Source organism: uncultured Plantibacter sp., assembly GCF_963518075.1.
GTDB lineage: Bacteria > Actinomycetota > Actinomycetes > Actinomycetales > Microbacteriaceae > Plantibacter > Plantibacter flavus_A.
The window spans coordinates 180,298-195,475 of record NZ_CAUQHZ010000003.1 but is presented as its reverse complement, the minus strand read 5'-3'; the positions used below and the strand labels follow the sequence as shown (position 1 = coordinate 195,475).

Genomic DNA, 15,178 nt, shown 5'->3' with positions numbered 1-15,178 from the left:
TAGGGCTGCGAGCACGCCGTAGGCTCGAAGCATGACGCACGACCTCCACCGCCAACTCGAACGCGACGCCATCACTCTTCGTCAGCTGCGGTCGGCCGTGGTCGTCGCGGATGCTCGGACGCTCGGCGCCGCGGCGAACCTGCTCGGGGTCGCACAGCCGAGTCTCGCGCAGCAGCTGCGGCGGCTCGAGGCAGCGCTCGGGGTCGAGCTGTTCAGCGTCCTGGGGGAGGAGTACCGCCCGACGCGCGAGGGGCAGCGCTTCCTGCTCAAGGTCCGTACCTTCATCGACGTGGTCGCCGACATGGACCCAGCGTCACCGGCGCGGCACATCCGGGTCGGCCGTCCGCCGACGACGTGGGACGCGGTCGTCTCCGAGGCCGGTCGCCGCATCGACGTCCCGGCGATCGCGGTCACGATCGAGCCGGTCGAGCAGCTGCACCTCGTCACCACCGGTCGTCTCGACGCCACCATCGTGCGCCTGCCGATCGAGCTGCCGGACGAGCTCGCCGCCGAGGAGATCGCCGCACTCCCGCTCGGGGTCGTCATGCGAGCGGCGCACCCGCTGTCGGCGAAGGACGTCATCGAGTGGTCCGATCTCGCCGACCAGGAGCTGCTTCGTCCCGAGCCCGGCAAGGACCCGGCGTACTCGGCCTGGCTGGCCGGCGCGCTCGCGGCGCGCGGCTGGTACCCGCGCTCCCTGACGATCGACGCGGGGAACGACACGCTGTTCCTCGACGCCCTGCGCTTCGGTGAGCGACTCGTCGCCCTCCGTCCGGTGGCCGCGATGCGGGAGGGCGACGGCCTGTGCTGGCGGCCGTTCGCCGACGCGCCTGAGCTCCGCGAGCGGTTCGCTCTGGTCACACGACGCGAGTGAGTCCGCTCGGGGCCGGTTGGTGATGACACCCTCCACGCGCCCTTTTGCGACCCGACCGGGATCTTCTCGCGATCAAGTCGGTCGACTTGTTCCGGATTTCTGCCGCGTTCGACACCGTGTTCTCAGCTCGGAGTGGGTACGCTTATCCCTGAATCGGGGGATGACAGAAGCAGGATACGCACATGCCCGAACGACGACCACAGCAGCAACGAGGTCATGAACGACGCCAGACCGTCGTCGAAGGTGCCGCCCGCATGTTCGACCGGGTCGGCTACGGACAGGCGAGCCTGTCGGACATCGCCCGCGAGGCGGGGACGACGCAGGGTTCGCTGTACTTCTACTTCCCCTCGAAAGAGGAATTGGCGATCGCCGTCATCAACGAGCAGAGCACGCGCTCGATCGCTGCGCTGACCGCGCCGACCACCGCGCCCTCGCCGTTCGGTGGGCTGGTTCAGGCCTCCCGCCTCATCACCGAGCAGTTGCTCACCGACCCCATCACCCGCGCCGGCCTGCGGCTGTCCCTCGAGCAGGGCGTCATCCAGGCTCCGACGACCGCGTTCCACGAGCAGTGGATCGCGAGCGTCGAGGAGCGGGTGCGGGCCTCGATCGAGCTCGGTGAGTTGCAGTCTCCGCTCGAGCCGGCGGAATTGGCGAGGTCCTTCGTCGCGTTCTTCACGGGGACCCAGCTCATCTCGAACCTGCTGGCCGGCCGGACCGATCTCCTCAACGCGGTCGACACCATGTGGCGGATCCTCATCGCGGCGGTCATCGTCGCGGACCGCCAGGCCGAGGTGCTCGCCGTCCTCGACGCCGCCTTCGACGCGCAGGACGCCTGAGCGGGCGGGTGCACGTTAGGGGGTAGCCCTGACGCATGCGCCGTGAGGTCACCCTAAACTGAATCGGGTGATTAACTCACTTTGCTGATCGTCGTGCGACGACGGATGGATCACGGTGTGCGGGGGCATTCCGCGTTCCATCGGCGAAGAGTTGGTTCACGTGCCGGGCTGGGCGATGTCGTGGGGGGATCGCCCAGCCGACGGCGTGTGGACGCCTCAGCGGCTGATGTTTGGCGGCGCGTACCGGTGCTCTGGACGCCCCGTGGTCCCGTACCGCAGCTGCGTCGTCAGGAGACCTCGGGCGGCCAGCGCGGAGAGATACCGTTGCGCCGTCGCGCGTGAGACGCCGACCAGCTCGGCCACCTCGGCGGCCGAGCGCTCGCCGTCCGCCTCCGACACCGCTTCGAGGACGGCCGTCTCCGTGGCGGACCTCGACCGGGTCGTCGCCCCGGCGTCGCCGGAGTGCAGGATGCGCAGAGCGCGCTCGATCGTCTCCTGGTCGGCGTTCACCGCCTCGCCGAGGACGTTCCGGAACCGGGCGTAGGCGGCGAGCCGGTCCTGGAGCACCTGCGGCGCGAACGGCTTCACCAGGTACCCGAGGGCCCCGGCGCGAAGCGCTCGGCGCACGGACGCACCGTCCGACGCCGCGGAGACGACGATGGTGTCGATCGGGAGGTCCACGAGGAGCTCGAGCCCGTTCCGATCCGGCAGATAGCCGTCGAGGAGCACGAGGTCGGGTGGCTCGGTGGCGATGCTCCGCGCGGCCTCGGCGGCCGACCCGACAGGACTGAGCGCGCGGAAGCCGTCGACCTCGTCGACGATCCGGCAGTGCAGGCGGGCGACGTGGAAGTCGTCGTCGACGACCAGCACGGTGAGATCGGCCGTCACGATCCCTCTCCCGCCAGGGACTGCGCCGGCTCGACCGTCCCGGGGAGCCGTGCGCAGAAGACCGCTCCGTGTTCGCCGCGGACGCCGGGGGACGCCAACCAGACGTCGCCTCCTCGACGACGCGCGACGTCGCGCGAGAGCGGCAGACCGAACCCGTGGCCGTGGATGTCGTCCGGGTCGCCAAGGCCGATGGTCGGGGCGGCGGCTGGCGCGTCGTCCTGGCCGGTCGCCGCGACGCCGTCACCCGAGTCCATCACGGAGCAGTGCAGCTCGGTGCCGTGGTCGAGGACCTCGACCTCCACCCAGGCCGGTCGGACCCGGCCCGAGACGGCCGCGTTCACCGCATTGTCGAGCAGGTTGCCGAGGACGGTGGTCACGTCCTCAGGATCGCACAGGGAGCCGGTGACGAGGGTCTCGGAGCCGATGGTGACGAGTACCCCGCGTTCCGCGGCTTCGACCCCCTTCGCACCGAGGAAGGCCTGGAGGTAGGGCTCGGTGAGGCGGTCCGCGTGCTGCACCGGGTACTTCAGCGGTCCGTGGTCGAGCACGTTGGCGAGATACTCGCGGGCCTCGGCGTCCTGCCCGGTCTCGAGGAGGCCGGAGATCGCATGCAACCGGTTCGCGAACTCGTGCCGCTGCGCGCGGAGGGCGGTCGTCATCGTCGCGACCGCGTCGAGCCGCCGGGTGAGCGCCTCGACGTCGGTGCGGTCGCGGACGACGACCACTCGCCCGAGGTCGACGCCGTCCCGGGACACGGGCCGGACGTCGACGAAGAGGACGCGGGACCCGACGACGAGCTGGGCCGAGGTCGGCCTCGCGGCGTCGTCCGCGACGAGGTCCACCAGTCGCTCGGGCAGATCGAGGTCGTCGAACCGACGCCCGATGACCGACCCGATGTCGAGGAGCCTGGCCGCCTGCTCGGTGCACACCGTCACGACGCCGTCCGGCGAGACACCGAGGACGCCTTCGCCGACCCCGCCGAGGACCGCAGCCTGGTTCTGCACGAGCGCGGCGAGTTCCTCCGGTCCGAGGCCCAGGGTCAGCCGCCGCAGCCGCCGCCGGATGAGCATCGAAGCGATCAAACCGATCGTCAGCGCGAGCAGCGCTGCGCCCGCGACCAGCATGGTCTCGCCCACGACGTCGGCGAACACGCGCTGCGGGGCGAACCCGACGCTGATCTCGCCGACGACCTCGCCGGCGCCGGACGAGACCACGGCCCCACCGGTGTCGGAGGATTCGGCGGCGAAGACGGGCACCTTGGCGCGGGCGGACGGGCCGAGGGTGCCGGTCTCCCACGAGACCGACTCCGTCCCGGCCAGGGCCGCCTCCGCACTGGTGCTCACCCGGAGCCCGAGCTGGTCGGGGTCGGGGTGCGCCAGACGGATCCCGCGCTCGTCGGTGATGACGACGAAGAGCGCCCCGGTCCGCGTGCCGACCTCCGTGCCGAGCTCCTGCAGGGGACCGGTGCGGAGGTCGGCCGCCGTCGGCGTCCCCGGGGTACGTGCCTCGAGCGTCACGGCGGTCCGGACGTCGGGATCGCTCGCGACGCTCTGGGCGATCGCGAGCGCGGTGGACTGGGCTTCGTGCACGAGGCGCTCGCTGCTCATCCAGGCGAACACGCCCGTGCACACGGCGACGACCGCGATGACGACGACCAGCTGCAGCACCAGCACCTGCGCCGCGAAGCTGGAGCGCCCGCCCCGTCGCCGACCTGGCAGCTCCGCTTCCTCGCCGATCATGGCTCCGATCGTACGTCGCCGGGGCGATGGGCGGCGTCGACCGCGTGATGAGCAGAATGCGCAGAAGGTCGTGTAACCCGCAGATCCGAGCCGAACGCCCACAAGCGAGACAGCTCCGTGCCACTCCCGTACGGTTCCGGGAACGCCCGCCGCGCTCGGTCCATCGCCCGTGTCGCCGCGTGACGTCCCGTCGTGCACACCGCGGTGCACGCAGACGAAGGAGTCGACATGCTGGTCATTCTCGGATTCGCGATGATCCTCACCTTCATGGTGCTGATCATGACGAAGCGCCTCACCCCGATGGTGGCGCTCATCATCGTCCCCACGGTCTTCGGGCTGTTCGCCGGCGCCGGACTCGGGCTCGGCGACATGGTCATCGAGGCGATCGGCAGCCTCGCTCCGACCGCCGCCCTGTTGATGTTCGCGATCATGTACTTCGGGATCATGATCGACGTCGGGCTCTTCGACCCGCTCGTGCGGTTCATCGTCCGTGCGCTGGGCAACGACCCGGCGAAGATCGTCGTCGGTACGGCGCTCCTGGCGGGCGCGGTGTCACTCGACGGCGACGGGTCGACGACCTTCATCGTGACGACCGCCGCGATGCTGCCGATCTACCTGCGGCTCGGCATGAACCCGGTCGTCCTCACCTGCGTCGCCGGGCTCGCGAACGGCACGCTGAACATCGTCCCGTGGGGTGGGCCGACCGTCCGCGCCGCTTCGGCCCTGGGTGTCTCGCCGACCGAGATCTTCGTCCCGATGCTGCCGTCGCTCGCCGCCGGCCTCGTCCTCGTGTTCGCCTTCGCCTGGTTCCTGGGGCTCGGGGAGCGCAAACGCCTCGCGGGCGTCGACCTCCTCGGCGACGGTGCCTCCGGCGTCGCCGCACCGGGTTCGGGTTCCGGGCCAGCCGACCACCCGCTCACCGGCGGCATGTCGACGACCTTCTCGACCAGTGCCCGTGGGCGCCTCGCGACCCTCGTCCGCCCCGACGACACGGCCATGGCCGACACGATGCTCGACCCCGAACGCGACACGCTGCGCCCGCGCCTCGTCTGGGTGAACCTCGTGCTCACGGTCGCGGTCATGACGTTGCTCGTGCTCGACCTCGTCCCGTTGCCCTACGTGTTCATGGTCGGCACCGCCATCGCCCTCCTGGTGAACTTCCCGAGACTCGCGCAGCAGTCCAAGGAGATCGTCGCCCACGCCCCGAGCATCGTCGGGGTCGTCTCGATGGTGCTCGCGGCCGGTGTGCTGATCGGCGTCCTCAACGGGACCGGCATGGTCTCCGCGATGGCCGACTGGATCGTCGACATCATCCCGACGGAGCTCGGTCCGTTCCTCGCGGTCATCACCGGGGTGCTCAGCATCCCGATGACGTTCTTCATGAGCAACGACGCGTTCTACTTCGGCATCCTGCCGGTGCTGGCCGAGAGCGCTTCGACCTTCGGCATCGAACCGGTCGAGATGGCGCGCGCGTCGATCACCGGTCAGCCGGTCCACCTGCAGAGCCCGCTCGTTCCGGCCATCCTCCTGCTCGTCTCGCTCGCCAGCGTGAACCTCGGCGACCACCACAAGAAGGTCCTGTGGCGCGCCGCGATCGTCTCGCTCGTGATGCTCGTCGTCGGCGTGCTCGTCGGCACCATCCCGTTCGGCTGACACCGGCGGGCGCCGAGGCTCAACGCGTGGTCGTCCAGTCGAGGTTGACGACGTCGCCGATGTAGATGTCGAGTCCGAGGCCGGGGATCGACGGGTTCATGCGGAGCAGCTGCTGCTGCGGCAGGTCGAAGCGCTGCGCGATGTCGAAGAACACGTCGCCGGCGACCACCGTGTAGGTGAGCGGGTTGCCCTCGGCGTCCGAGACGACCGGGCCGAGCGCGCCGTCCCGCGGCCCGAGGTCGAACGCGGGGCCCTCCGGAAGGGGTTCCGCCGGTTCCGCCGGCGCGTTCGGCACGATCGGTGCCGGCTCAGGAGGCAGGGCGTCGCGCGCGGTCGAGGTGGGCACCGGGGCGACCGAGGGCGACGGGTCGGGCTGCTGGGTGACGACCACCGTCACCGGAGGCGGGGCCGGCTGCGAGACGCAGCCGCTCAGGGCGAACAGACCGGCCACGCCGATCGCGAGGTTCCGGGCGTACGCCAGTGCACGTCGACGCCCGGTCGATTCCTTCGGCCCCACAGCGCATCCCCCCAGGATGGACCAGGCCCGCAGCGCGGTCGGCTGGGCTCGGTCGAACCCTCAGCCTACGGCGAGGCGCGGCGAGTCCGAGCAGGGCTAGCCCCGAAATCGCGAGCGCCGGAGGCCCTCCAGTAGGCTGCTGGAACGCGCATCGAAGGAGAGCCATGACGGAGCAGGACATCGACCGGACCGGAACGGGAACCCCCGCGGCAGGACCGTCCACCGGCTTGCGATGGGGCATCCTCGGCCCCGCCGGTGTCGCGAAGAGCTTCACCGCCGACCTCCGACGGCACGGCTTCGACGTCCGGGCCGTCGCCTCGCGATCCGCCGAGACCGCAGCCGCGTTCGCTGCCGAGTTCGACATCCCGAACGTCCACGTAGGGTACGAGGCGCTCGCCGCCGACCCCGAGGTCGACGTCATCTACATCGCGACCCCGCACCCGTTCCACGCCGAGCAGGCGGTGCTGGCGCTCGACGCCGGGAAGCACGTCCTCATCGAGAAGCCCTTCACCCTCAACGCCGCCGAGGCGCAGGCGGTCGTGGCGCTCGCCGCGGAGCGCGGCCTGGTCGTCCTCGAGGCGATGTGGACCCGGTTCCTCCCGCACATGGTCCGGCTCCGCGAGTTGCTCGCCGACGGCGTCATCGGACAGCCGCGTAGCCTCGTCGCCGATCACACCCAGCTGCTCTCGGACGACCCGGAGCACCGCATGAACAACCTCGAGCTGGGCGGCGGTGCGCTGCTCGACCTCGGCGTGTACCCGGTCTCCTTCGCGTCGTCCGTCTTCGGGACCCCGACGACGATCCAGGCCACGGCCGCGCTCCGCGACACGGGGGCGGACATGCAGGTCGCGACCCTCTTCGGCTACGCGGACGGCCAGGTGGCGAACACCCTGTCGGCGAGCAACACCGTCGGCCCGAACCGCGCGGCCATCGTGGGCACCGACGGCTGGATCGAGTTCGACCGCGTCTGGTACACGGCGACGACGTTCCGGGTGTTCGGCACCGACGGCGAGGTCGTGGAGACCTACCGTTCCGAGGTGGACGGCCGCGGGATGCACTTCCAGGCGTGGGAGCTCGAACGGCTCGCCTCCGAGGGCAAGCTCTCCGGTGACATCATGCCGCTCGCCGAGACGGTCGCGATCATGGAGACCCTCGACGAGGTCAGGCGCCAGATCGGCGTCCGGTACCCGGGCGAATGACCCGAGGCGCCTGAACACGCGGGTCGAGACCGATCCGTCGTGCCCGAGCGCCCTCGTGCAACTCGATGGCGTCGCTGTAGTGCCCGATCAGGGCGCTGCTGACGCTCTTCCAGCTGCGCGGCAGGACGCCGGCCCGAGCTGCGGCACCGAACGCCGCCCGCTTCACCTCGTCGCCCACGAGGTCCTGGACGAATCCGCGCAGCTGTTCGAGCCTGCCGGGTTCGTAGAGCCACCCGGTGCGGCTGGAGTCGACGAGGTCCACCGGTCCGCCCCGACCGGTCGCGACCACGGGTACCCCGGAGGCCATCGCCTCCTGGATGGTCTGGCAGAAGGTCTCGGACTCGCCGGGGTGGACGAACACGTCCAGCCCCGCCATCGCGACCGCCAGCTCCTCGCCGCCCAGGAATCCGGTGAAGACCGCGTTCGGAAGTCGCTGTTCGAGCGAGGCACGCAGCGGCCCCTCGCCGACGATGACGAGCTTCACGCCCGGGAGTCCGCCGAGTACCGCGAGGTCCTCGACCTGCTTCTCGGCTGCGAGTCGACCGACGTAGCCCACGATGCGCTCGCCGCCGGGAGCGATGGACCGACGCCAGGCCTCGCTGCGCCGTTCCGGGGAGAACCGGACGGCGTCGACGCCCCGCACCCACAGGCGGACCCGCGGGATGGCGTGCGCCTCCAGCTGCGCGATCGACTGCCGTGACGGCGCGAGCGTGAGCGTCGACCGGCCGTGGAGGCGCTCGACGTGTTGCCACAGCAGCGCTTCGGCGACCGGGAACCCGTACCGTCCGGCGTAGGCCGGGATGTCGGTCTGGTACACGGCGACGGTCGGGACGCCCAGGCGCTCGGCGGCCTGGACACCGCGCCAGCCGAGGACGAACGGCGAGGCCAGGTGCACCACGTCGGGGCGGAAGCCGCGGAGGAGCTCCGTGATCCGGCCGACCCCGCCGGCGGCGACCCGCACGTTCCGGTAGCGGGGCAGCGGGATCGACGGGACGCCGTCCACCCGGAAGCCCTCGTGGAGCCGCGGCGTCGAGGCTCCGGCGCCGGGGGCGATGACGAGCACCTCGTCCCCTCGATCCGCGAAGTGCTCCATGATGCGGAGCAGGGAGTGGGTGACGCCGTTCATCTGCGGCAGGAACGACTCGGTCACGATTGCGATCCTCACACCCACGATGCTCCGCGTCGTACGGGTCGCAGCGGTGCCCGGCGGGCGACGTGTCGGTGACCATCGGGTGACATCGCGGTGCCGCACGATGAGGCGCAGCCTGCTTTACTTATCGCATGAGTGCTGGTGGATTCGGAAGCGGCGGCGGGAGCGCGTCGGAGCGGATCGAATCCTTCTCGTACACCCCGGCGCGGCGGCTCCGGCCGAACGCGAAGGTCCTGCCGGAACACGCCCGTGGTCATAACCGGGCGCTCGTCCTCCAGACCCTCTTCGCCAGCGGTGCCATGAGTCGGGCCGACATCGCCCGCGCCACCGGCCTGACCCGGGTGAGCATCTCCGACCTCGTCGCCTCGCTCATCGCGGACAACCTCATCGTCGAGGTCGGCCTCCGCGAGACCTCCCGCCCGGGCAAGCCCGCCACACTCATCGACATCAACCGCGACGAGTTCCAGATCGTCGGCCTCGACCTCTCCGACACCGAGGTGTTCAGAGGTGCTGTGCTGACCCTCGACGGCGAGGTCGTGACGATGCTCGAGGTGCCGCTCGACGGTGCCACGGGGGCGGACGCGATCGCGAAGGCCGTCGCGCTCGCCGCAGACCTCGTCGAGGAGGCGACGGTCGAGGTGCTGGGCATCGGGGTCGGTTCGCCCGGCGTCGTCGACATGACCGGGACGGTCCGCAGCGCGCCGAACCTCGGCTGGACCGACGTCGACCTTCAGGGCGCGATCGAGCAGGTCGCCCAGGTACCCGTCCTCGTCGCGAACGACGCCAATGCCGCCGTCCTCGCGGAGTACAGCTTCGGCGGGGCGGACGGCGACCTCATGCTCGTGAGCGTCGGGAACGGCGTCGGGGCGGGGCTGCTCGTGGGCGGTCACCCGCTCTTCGGGAGCCGGTTCGCAGCCGGTGAGATCGGCCACGTGGTCGTCGGCACCGACGGTGGACCATTGTGCGCCTGCGGGAAGCGTGGGTGCCTCGAGGCCTGGCTCGCCGTGCCGCACCTGCGTGAGCTCCTCGCGGGGGCTGAGGCGAGCGATCTTCCCACCGCTGAGATCGAGCGGCGTCGCGAGGAGATCCTCCGCGCCGCGGGGGAGCGCCTCGGTGTCTCGCTCGCCGCGATCGTCGGTGCGCTGAATCTCTCGGAGATCGTGGTGAGCGGCCCGGAGGAGTTGCTCGCCGGCGTGCTCCTCGACGCGGCGATCGAGACCGTGCGGGCGCGCACGATGACCGAGTTCCACGGCGGCGTCCAGATCCGGATGAGCGAGCAGGGCGCCGACATCGTCCTGCGGGGCACCGCGGTGATGGTGCTCTCCGGCCTCCTCGGCGTCTCCTGACCCTCGGACGACGCGCGCGTCGCACATTTCCTCGGCGGACTCGGCGAAAAACCGCACCGCTTCCCGGTGTTTCCACTACCGGGCACGTATGGTGCAAGTGTGTGGCGGCTAGAGAAGAGACGGGATGACGGCGACGTGACGTCCGGAGTCGAACGGGAAGCAGCGGAGGCGCAACTCCGCGAGGGTCCCGTGGCGGCATCGGCAGGCGTGGTCGACACGGCGCTGCACGCCTGGCGTCAGCAGCTCAGCACGGTCGGCGGCCCCTCGCCGCTGCTCCACTTCGTGGACGCCCCGACGACCCGGGTGGAGCTCAGCTCGACGCATCCCGGTGGTCTGCCGCAGTTCATCTCGGGCAAGTCGACGCTGCTGTCGAACCTCATCCGCGACGAGATCGCGCTCCGCGGAGCGAAGCGCGCCGCCGATCGCATCACGACGAAGGGCATCGAGCTCTCCACCGTCCGCGGCATCGACGCCGTCCATCTCGCCGTCGGTCTCGCCCAGTGGACGCATCAGGGTGAGGACTTCAGCGCGCCGGTCCTGCTCCGGCCGCTGGCCATCCGCCGGTACGGTCGCGACTACGAGGTCAAGCTGCGCGGCGCCACGACCGCGAACCCGGAACTCGTCCGCGCCCTCCGCGAGCAGTTCGGCATCGTCCTCGATCCCGACGAGTTCGTCGCGCTGAGCGAATCGGGTGGCGTGTTCAAGCCGCAGCCCGTCATCGACCGCCTCCGCTCGCTCGCCGCCGGGCTCGAGTGGTTCACCGTCCAGCCGCGTCTGCTCGTCTCCTCCTTCGCCGCGGTCGGTCACTCGCTGCTCGACGACGCCGCCAAGCTCGACCACCCGATCCTCGACGCCGTCGCCGGCGACGAGGGGGCCATCGGCCTCGTGCGCAGCAGCTTCACGCCCGTCGACGCGCCAGGCCAGGACGACCGCCCGCCGTCGACCGACACCCTCCTGCTCGACGCGGACGTCGAGCAGGAGAACGTCATCGCCCAGATCGGCGCCGGCAACTCGCTCGTCGTCACGACGCTGCCGGGCACCGGCGGGACGCAGACCATCGTGAACGCCATCGGCGTGCTCGCTTCGCAGCACAAGCGCGTCCTCGTCGTCAGCCCCCGTCGCTCCACGCTGGAGGGCATCCGCCACCGACTGACCAAGGTCGGTCTGCCGGGCCTGTGCGCGTCGCCGTCGACCCTCCGTCGCGACCTCATCCAGGCGATCACGCGCAACGAGCGGGCGATCCCGCCGCAGGTCGGCGAGGTCGACGACGCGCTCGTCCGGCTGCGTCGGGTCCTCATCGACTACCGCACCTCGCTGCAGGCGAAGGACCCCGATCTGCGTGTCTCGGTCATCGACGCACTCGAAGCGCTCTCGAAGCTCTCCAAGCTGCCGCACCCTCCGGGAACCCTGGTCCGACTCGACCGCCAGACGCTCGTCGGACTCGCAGCGGGCCGATCCCGCGCGGCGGAGGCGCTCGAAGGCGCGGCCGCCCTCGGTGAATTCCGCTACGGACCGGGTGACTCGCCCTGGTACGGCGCGTCGTTCGACACGACCGCGGAAGCGCAGGAGACCCACGACCTCGCCAAGCGCCTGCACCGCAAGGATCTGCCGCAGTTGCTGGAGCGCGCGTACGGCCTCATCGGGCAGACGCAGATGCGGCCGTTCGAGTCCATCGACGAGCTGGGCATCTACCTGCGACTCCTCGCGGACATCCGTGAGACGCTCGACCGCTTCCAGCCCGACGTCTTCGATCGGTCGCTTGCCGACCTCATCGTCGCGACGAGCCCGCGGAAGGACTCCGCCGCGATGTCGTCGGCGAGCCGCCGGCGACTCAAGGCCCTGGCGAAGGAATACCTGCGCCCCGGCGCGCACGTGCCCGACATGAACGCCGCCCTCCGCCGGATCCAGCAGCAGCGCACCCTGTGGCAGCGCTATGTGACGACCGGCGCGCCGCCCGAGGTGCCGCTCGGTATCGCGGACGTCGAGCAGGCGTACCAGACGGTCGCAGCGAAGCTCGAGCTGGTCGACCAGCCGCTCGGCATCGCCGACACCCCGGACCGCCTCGGACGCCTCGCGATCCCGAGTCTCGTCCGCACGATCTCCGAGCTCGCCGCCGAGTCGGAGGTCCTCCACAACCTCCAGGAGCGCACTGCGATCCTCGCCGGCCTCCGCGAGCAGGGTCTTGGCGAGCTCATCGTCGACCTGTCCCAGCGGCACGTGCCGCGGACGCGCCTGGCCGACGAGCTCGAACTCGCCTGGTGGCAGTCGATGCTCGAACTCGTGCTCACCGAGGACCGCGGTCTGCTCGGCGCGAACACGAGCGTCGTCGAGCGCCTCGAGTCCGACTTCCGACTGGTGGACGAGGCGCATGCGTCCGCGTCCGGGCAGCTCCTCGCCTCGCTGCTGGCCGACACCTGGAAGATCGGTCTCGTCGACCACGCCACCGAAGGTATGGCGCTCCGCTCGCTCCTCAAGCGCGATCGACCGCTCCGAGCGGCCGAGCTCGAGCAGGTGGCTCCGACGCTGTCCCGCGTCCTCGCGCCGGTCTGGCTCGTCTCGCCGTACGAGGTGCCTCGCATCCCAGAGAGTGCGTCCTTCGACGCCGTCTTCCTCGTCGACGCTGGAGCGACGCTCCTCGCCGAGAACGTGGACGCCATCCGTCGTGCGCGTCAGGTCGTCGCCTTCGGTGACCCCGTGACGCAGAGTCCGTCACCCTTCGAGATCCGTCTGACGGATCAGGAGGCGACGCCCGAGCAGCACGCCGACGTCGCCGAGCTGCACCGTGAGTCAGCGCTCGAACAGCTGAGCTCGGTCCTGCCGACCCTCATGCTGACGCGCTCCTACCGCGCGGGAGGCGAGGACCTCGCCGAACTCGTCAACGAGCGGTTCTACGGTGGTCAGATCGATTCCCTGCCCTGGGCGGGTTCGTTCCTGGGCCACGGCAGCCTGAGCCTCGACTACGTGCCCGGCGGGCTCGGCATGCCCGACCCGGTCACCGGAGCGGTGGAGAGTGTCGACGTCGAGGTCGAACGGGTCGTGGAACTCGTCCTCGAGCACGCCTCGAACCGCCCGAAGGAATCCCTGATGGTCGTGACCGCGAGCGACAAGCACGCGGTCCGGGTCCAGCAGGCGGTCCTCGCAGCGTTCTCCCGTCGTGCCGACCTCTCCGATTTCCTCCTGCGCGAGCGGGCTGAACCGTTCACCGTCCTGACACTCGAGCAGTCCGTGGCCGAGAGCCGCGACCGCGTCATCTTCTCGATCGGGTACGGCCTCACTCCACACGGACGGGTCCTGTCCGACTTCGGCGCGCTGGGTCAGCCCGGCGGCGACCGGCTGCTCGCGGTCGGCATGACGCGCGCACGGCGGTCCATGGTGATCGTCTCGTGTGTCCGCCCCGAGGACCTCGACCAGAACCGGATCCAGCACGGCATCCTCGCGCTCGCACGCATCCTCACGGACACGTCGCGCCGCGCCTCCGAGGATCAGGCGACGCACGAGGCCGAGCCGATGCTCGTCGACCTCGCGACGCGCCTCGAGACACTCGGGATGCGGGTCGACATGGGCTACCGCGGCAAGCTCGCCCTGGTCGCCTCATGGGGTGGCCGAGCCGTCGTCGTCGAGTGCGACGAGGAATTGGGTGACGCGAGCCTCCGGGAGTCGCTGCGGCTCCGCCCCGACGTCCTGCGCCGCCTCGGCTGGCACTACGTCCGCGTGCACAGCTTCGACCTCTTCGCCGACGCCGAGGCGGTGGCGCAGCGCGTGGCCGGTGTGCTCGGGCTCAACACGACCGAGCACCTCGACACCGCGCCGATCGCCGTGCAGGTCCCACGCCACTGATGGTCGGACACTGATCATGCAGGACGATCAGGAGCCACGGATCGTCCGTCCCCGAGGATCGAGGCGGGCGATCCGCCCCGGTGCTCCCGGGACGGATCCCGCGCCGCAGCTGCCGGCCGATCCCGTCAAGGCTGCGGAGGACACCGACGCCGCTTGGGGCGGAGCCGCCAAACCCGCTGGCGGCGGTGGCAACGACGACGAGCTGCAACGCAACGTCCCGCCCCACTGGTGAGCGGGACGGGACGTCGGTGCTGCTCGACGAGTCGGACTAGCGGCCGTCGGTCGTGTCGTCGCGAGCGGGCGGCAGCGGAGCGCTCGTGCCCGTCTTCAGCACGTCGCGGATCTCGGTGAGCAGCGACAGCTCGCTCGGTGCTGCCGGCTCATCAGCGATCGTCGGCTTCGTCGTGACGCGCTTGAAGTGGTTCATCGGCAGCACGATGACGAAGTAGACGACGGCGGCGACCAACAGGAACTGGATGGTCGCGCCGATGAACGCGCCGAAGTGGATGACGGCAGGGTCGCCGTCGACCGTCGGGATGGAGACGTTGAACGCGTCGTTCAAGCTCTCCGCGCGGAAGAGCGCCCCGAGCAGCGGGTTGAAGATGTTCTCGACGAGCGAGTTGACGATGGCGGTGAACGCGGCCCCGATCACGACGGCCACTGCCAGGTCGATCACGTTGCCGCGGAGGATGAACTCCTTGAAGCCTTTGAGCATGGGGTCTCCCTGAGGATCGGGGATGGACAGGACCCTGGCTACGCTACCGGCTCAGGACGCGGCGCTCCCGGCGGAGGCCGGTGTGGCGCTGGAGCCGGAGCTGGAGGAGCCGCCCGAAGAGGAGGAACCGCCCGTGGTGTCCGAGGAGGACGAGCTCGACGACCCCTCCGAGGACTTCGAGGAGGCTGGGATGGAGCTCGAGCCCCTGCCTGCACCGGCACGGGAGTCCGTGCGGTAGAAGCCGGAGCCGTTGAACGTGACACCGACCGCGCTGAACAGCTTGCGCAGCTTGCCGGAGCACGCCGGGCACTCGGTGAGGGAATCGTCGGTGAAGGACTGCTGGACGTCGAAGGCGTTGCCGCACTCGGTGCAGCGGTAGGCGTAGGTGGGCACGGGGTCTCCTGGGATGTGGTGGGTCGGCGCG

Annotated in this window: 13 protein-coding genes; 7 read left to right on the top strand and 6 right to left on the bottom strand. The window is 70.5% G+C overall.

Features of this window, described 5'->3' with window-relative positions; all coding sequences use genetic code 11:
- Nucleotides 1-31 precede the first annotated feature (31 nt).
- Both RWN05_RS06130 and RWN05_RS06125 read left to right on the top strand, forming a co-directional pair.
- Nucleotides 32-874 carry a LysR family transcriptional regulator gene (locus RWN05_RS06130; protein ID WP_064296553.1) on the top strand — a complete coding sequence of 281 codons (843 nt, stop codon included), beginning with the start codon at nucleotides 32-34 and terminating at the stop codon, nucleotides 872-874.
- A 182-nt stretch (nucleotides 875-1,056) separates the two neighbouring features.
- Nucleotides 1,057-1,710: a ScbR family autoregulator-binding transcription factor gene (locus RWN05_RS06125; RefSeq protein ID WP_079001922.1), complete on the top strand. Its 654-nt coding sequence runs from the start codon at nucleotides 1,057-1,059 to the stop codon at nucleotides 1,708-1,710.
- 216 nt (nucleotides 1,711-1,926) lie between these two features.
- Here the strand turns inward: RWN05_RS06125 and RWN05_RS06120 are convergent, their stop codons facing one another.
- Entirely contained in the window at nucleotides 1,927-2,598 is a 672-nt protein-coding gene (locus tag RWN05_RS06120) for a response regulator (RefSeq protein ID WP_079001923.1), read from the bottom strand.
- Complete coding sequence (locus RWN05_RS06115) at nucleotides 2,595-4,337, bottom strand: ATP-binding protein (RefSeq protein ID WP_079001924.1); 1,743 nt, start codon at nucleotides 4,335-4,337, stop codon at nucleotides 2,595-2,597. Before RWN05_RS06115 ends, RWN05_RS06120 begins: the two co-directional genes overlap by 4 nt.
- Before the next feature lie 228 nt (nucleotides 4,338-4,565).
- On the opposite strand from RWN05_RS06115, the gene RWN05_RS06110 reads away from it, so the two are divergent.
- Nucleotides 4,566-5,990 (top strand): CitMHS family transporter, encoded by a 1,425-nt coding sequence (locus tag RWN05_RS06110; RefSeq protein ID WP_314138972.1) that lies wholly within the window; start codon nucleotides 4,566-4,568, stop codon nucleotides 5,988-5,990.
- A 19-nt stretch (nucleotides 5,991-6,009) separates the two neighbouring features.
- On the opposite strand, the gene RWN05_RS06105 is transcribed toward RWN05_RS06110, so the two are convergent.
- Nucleotides 6,010-6,507, bottom strand: a complete 498-nt coding sequence (locus RWN05_RS06105) for a LysM peptidoglycan-binding domain-containing protein (RefSeq protein ID WP_314138971.1) — start codon at nucleotides 6,505-6,507, stop codon at nucleotides 6,010-6,012.
- A 164-nt stretch (nucleotides 6,508-6,671) separates the two neighbouring features.
- Between RWN05_RS06105 and RWN05_RS06100 the strand changes: the two genes are divergently transcribed.
- A complete protein-coding gene (locus RWN05_RS06100) occupies nucleotides 6,672-7,706 on the top strand; it encodes a Gfo/Idh/MocA family protein (RefSeq protein WP_079001926.1) in 1,035 nt (344 codons plus the stop codon).
- On the opposite strand, the gene RWN05_RS06095 is transcribed toward RWN05_RS06100, so the two are convergent.
- On the bottom strand, nucleotides 7,669-8,871 hold the full coding sequence (locus tag RWN05_RS06095) for a glycosyltransferase family 1 protein (RefSeq protein WP_285038187.1): 1,203 nt from the start codon (nucleotides 8,869-8,871) through the stop codon (nucleotides 7,669-7,671). The two genes, RWN05_RS06100 and RWN05_RS06095, sit on opposite strands and share 38 nt — an antisense overlap.
- Before the next feature lie 116 nt (nucleotides 8,872-8,987).
- Here RWN05_RS06095 and RWN05_RS06090 point away from each other — a divergent pair, with 116 nt between their 5' ends.
- From RWN05_RS06090 to RWN05_RS06080, 3 genes are all read left to right on the top strand, one after another.
- The gene (locus RWN05_RS06090) at nucleotides 8,988-10,202 is read left to right on the top strand and encodes an ROK family transcriptional regulator (RefSeq protein WP_285038186.1); all 1,215 of its coding nucleotides are present in this window, start codon (nucleotides 8,988-8,990) and stop codon (nucleotides 10,200-10,202) included.
- Nucleotides 10,203-10,337: 135 nt separating this feature from the next.
- Nucleotides 10,338-14,039, top strand: coding sequence for an AAA family ATPase (locus tag RWN05_RS06085; protein WP_314138970.1), 3,702 nt, complete (start codon nucleotides 10,338-10,340; stop codon nucleotides 14,037-14,039).
- A gap of 16 nt (nucleotides 14,040-14,055) precedes the next feature.
- The gene (locus RWN05_RS06080; protein ID WP_064296545.1) at nucleotides 14,056-14,271 is read left to right on the top strand and encodes a hypothetical protein; all 216 of its coding nucleotides are present in this window, start codon (nucleotides 14,056-14,058) and stop codon (nucleotides 14,269-14,271) included.
- A 36-nt stretch (nucleotides 14,272-14,307) separates the two neighbouring features.
- Here the strand turns inward: RWN05_RS06080 and mscL are convergent, their stop codons facing one another.
- The gene (mscL, locus tag RWN05_RS06075) at nucleotides 14,308-14,754 is read right to left on the bottom strand and encodes a large conductance mechanosensitive channel protein MscL (protein WP_064296544.1); all 447 of its coding nucleotides are present in this window, start codon (nucleotides 14,752-14,754) and stop codon (nucleotides 14,308-14,310) included.
- A 51-nt stretch (nucleotides 14,755-14,805) separates the two neighbouring features.
- Nucleotides 14,806-15,147, bottom strand: coding sequence for an FmdB family zinc ribbon protein (locus tag RWN05_RS06070; protein WP_079001929.1), 342 nt, complete (start codon nucleotides 15,145-15,147; stop codon nucleotides 14,806-14,808).
- Nucleotides 15,148-15,178 lie beyond the last annotated feature (31 nt).

Excerpts from the sequence above, each read along its gene's own strand:
- RWN05_RS06130 (WP_064296553.1), top strand. The coding sequence starts at position 32 with ATGACGCACGACCTCCACCGCCAACTCGAACGCGACGCCATCACTCTT.
- RWN05_RS06080 (WP_064296545.1), top strand. The coding sequence starts at position 14,056 with ATGCAGGACGATCAGGAGCCACGGATCGTCCGTCCCCGAGGATCGAGG.
- RWN05_RS06110 (WP_314138972.1), top strand. The coding sequence starts at position 4,566 with ATGCTGGTCATTCTCGGATTCGCGATGATCCTCACCTTCATGGTGCTG.
- mscL (WP_064296544.1), bottom strand. The coding sequence starts at position 14,754 with ATGCTCAAAGGCTTCAAGGAGTTCATCCTCCGCGGCAACGTGATCGAC.
- RWN05_RS06100 (WP_079001926.1), top strand. The coding sequence starts at position 6,672 with ATGACGGAGCAGGACATCGACCGGACCGGAACGGGAACCCCCGCGGCA.
- RWN05_RS06115 (WP_079001924.1), bottom strand. The coding sequence starts at position 4,337 with ATGATCGGCGAGGAAGCGGAGCTGCCAGGTCGGCGACGGGGCGGGCGC.
- RWN05_RS06125 (WP_079001922.1), top strand. The coding sequence starts at position 1,057 with ATGCCCGAACGACGACCACAGCAGCAACGAGGTCATGAACGACGCCAG.
- RWN05_RS06090 (WP_285038186.1), top strand. The coding sequence starts at position 8,988 with ATGAGTGCTGGTGGATTCGGAAGCGGCGGCGGGAGCGCGTCGGAGCGG.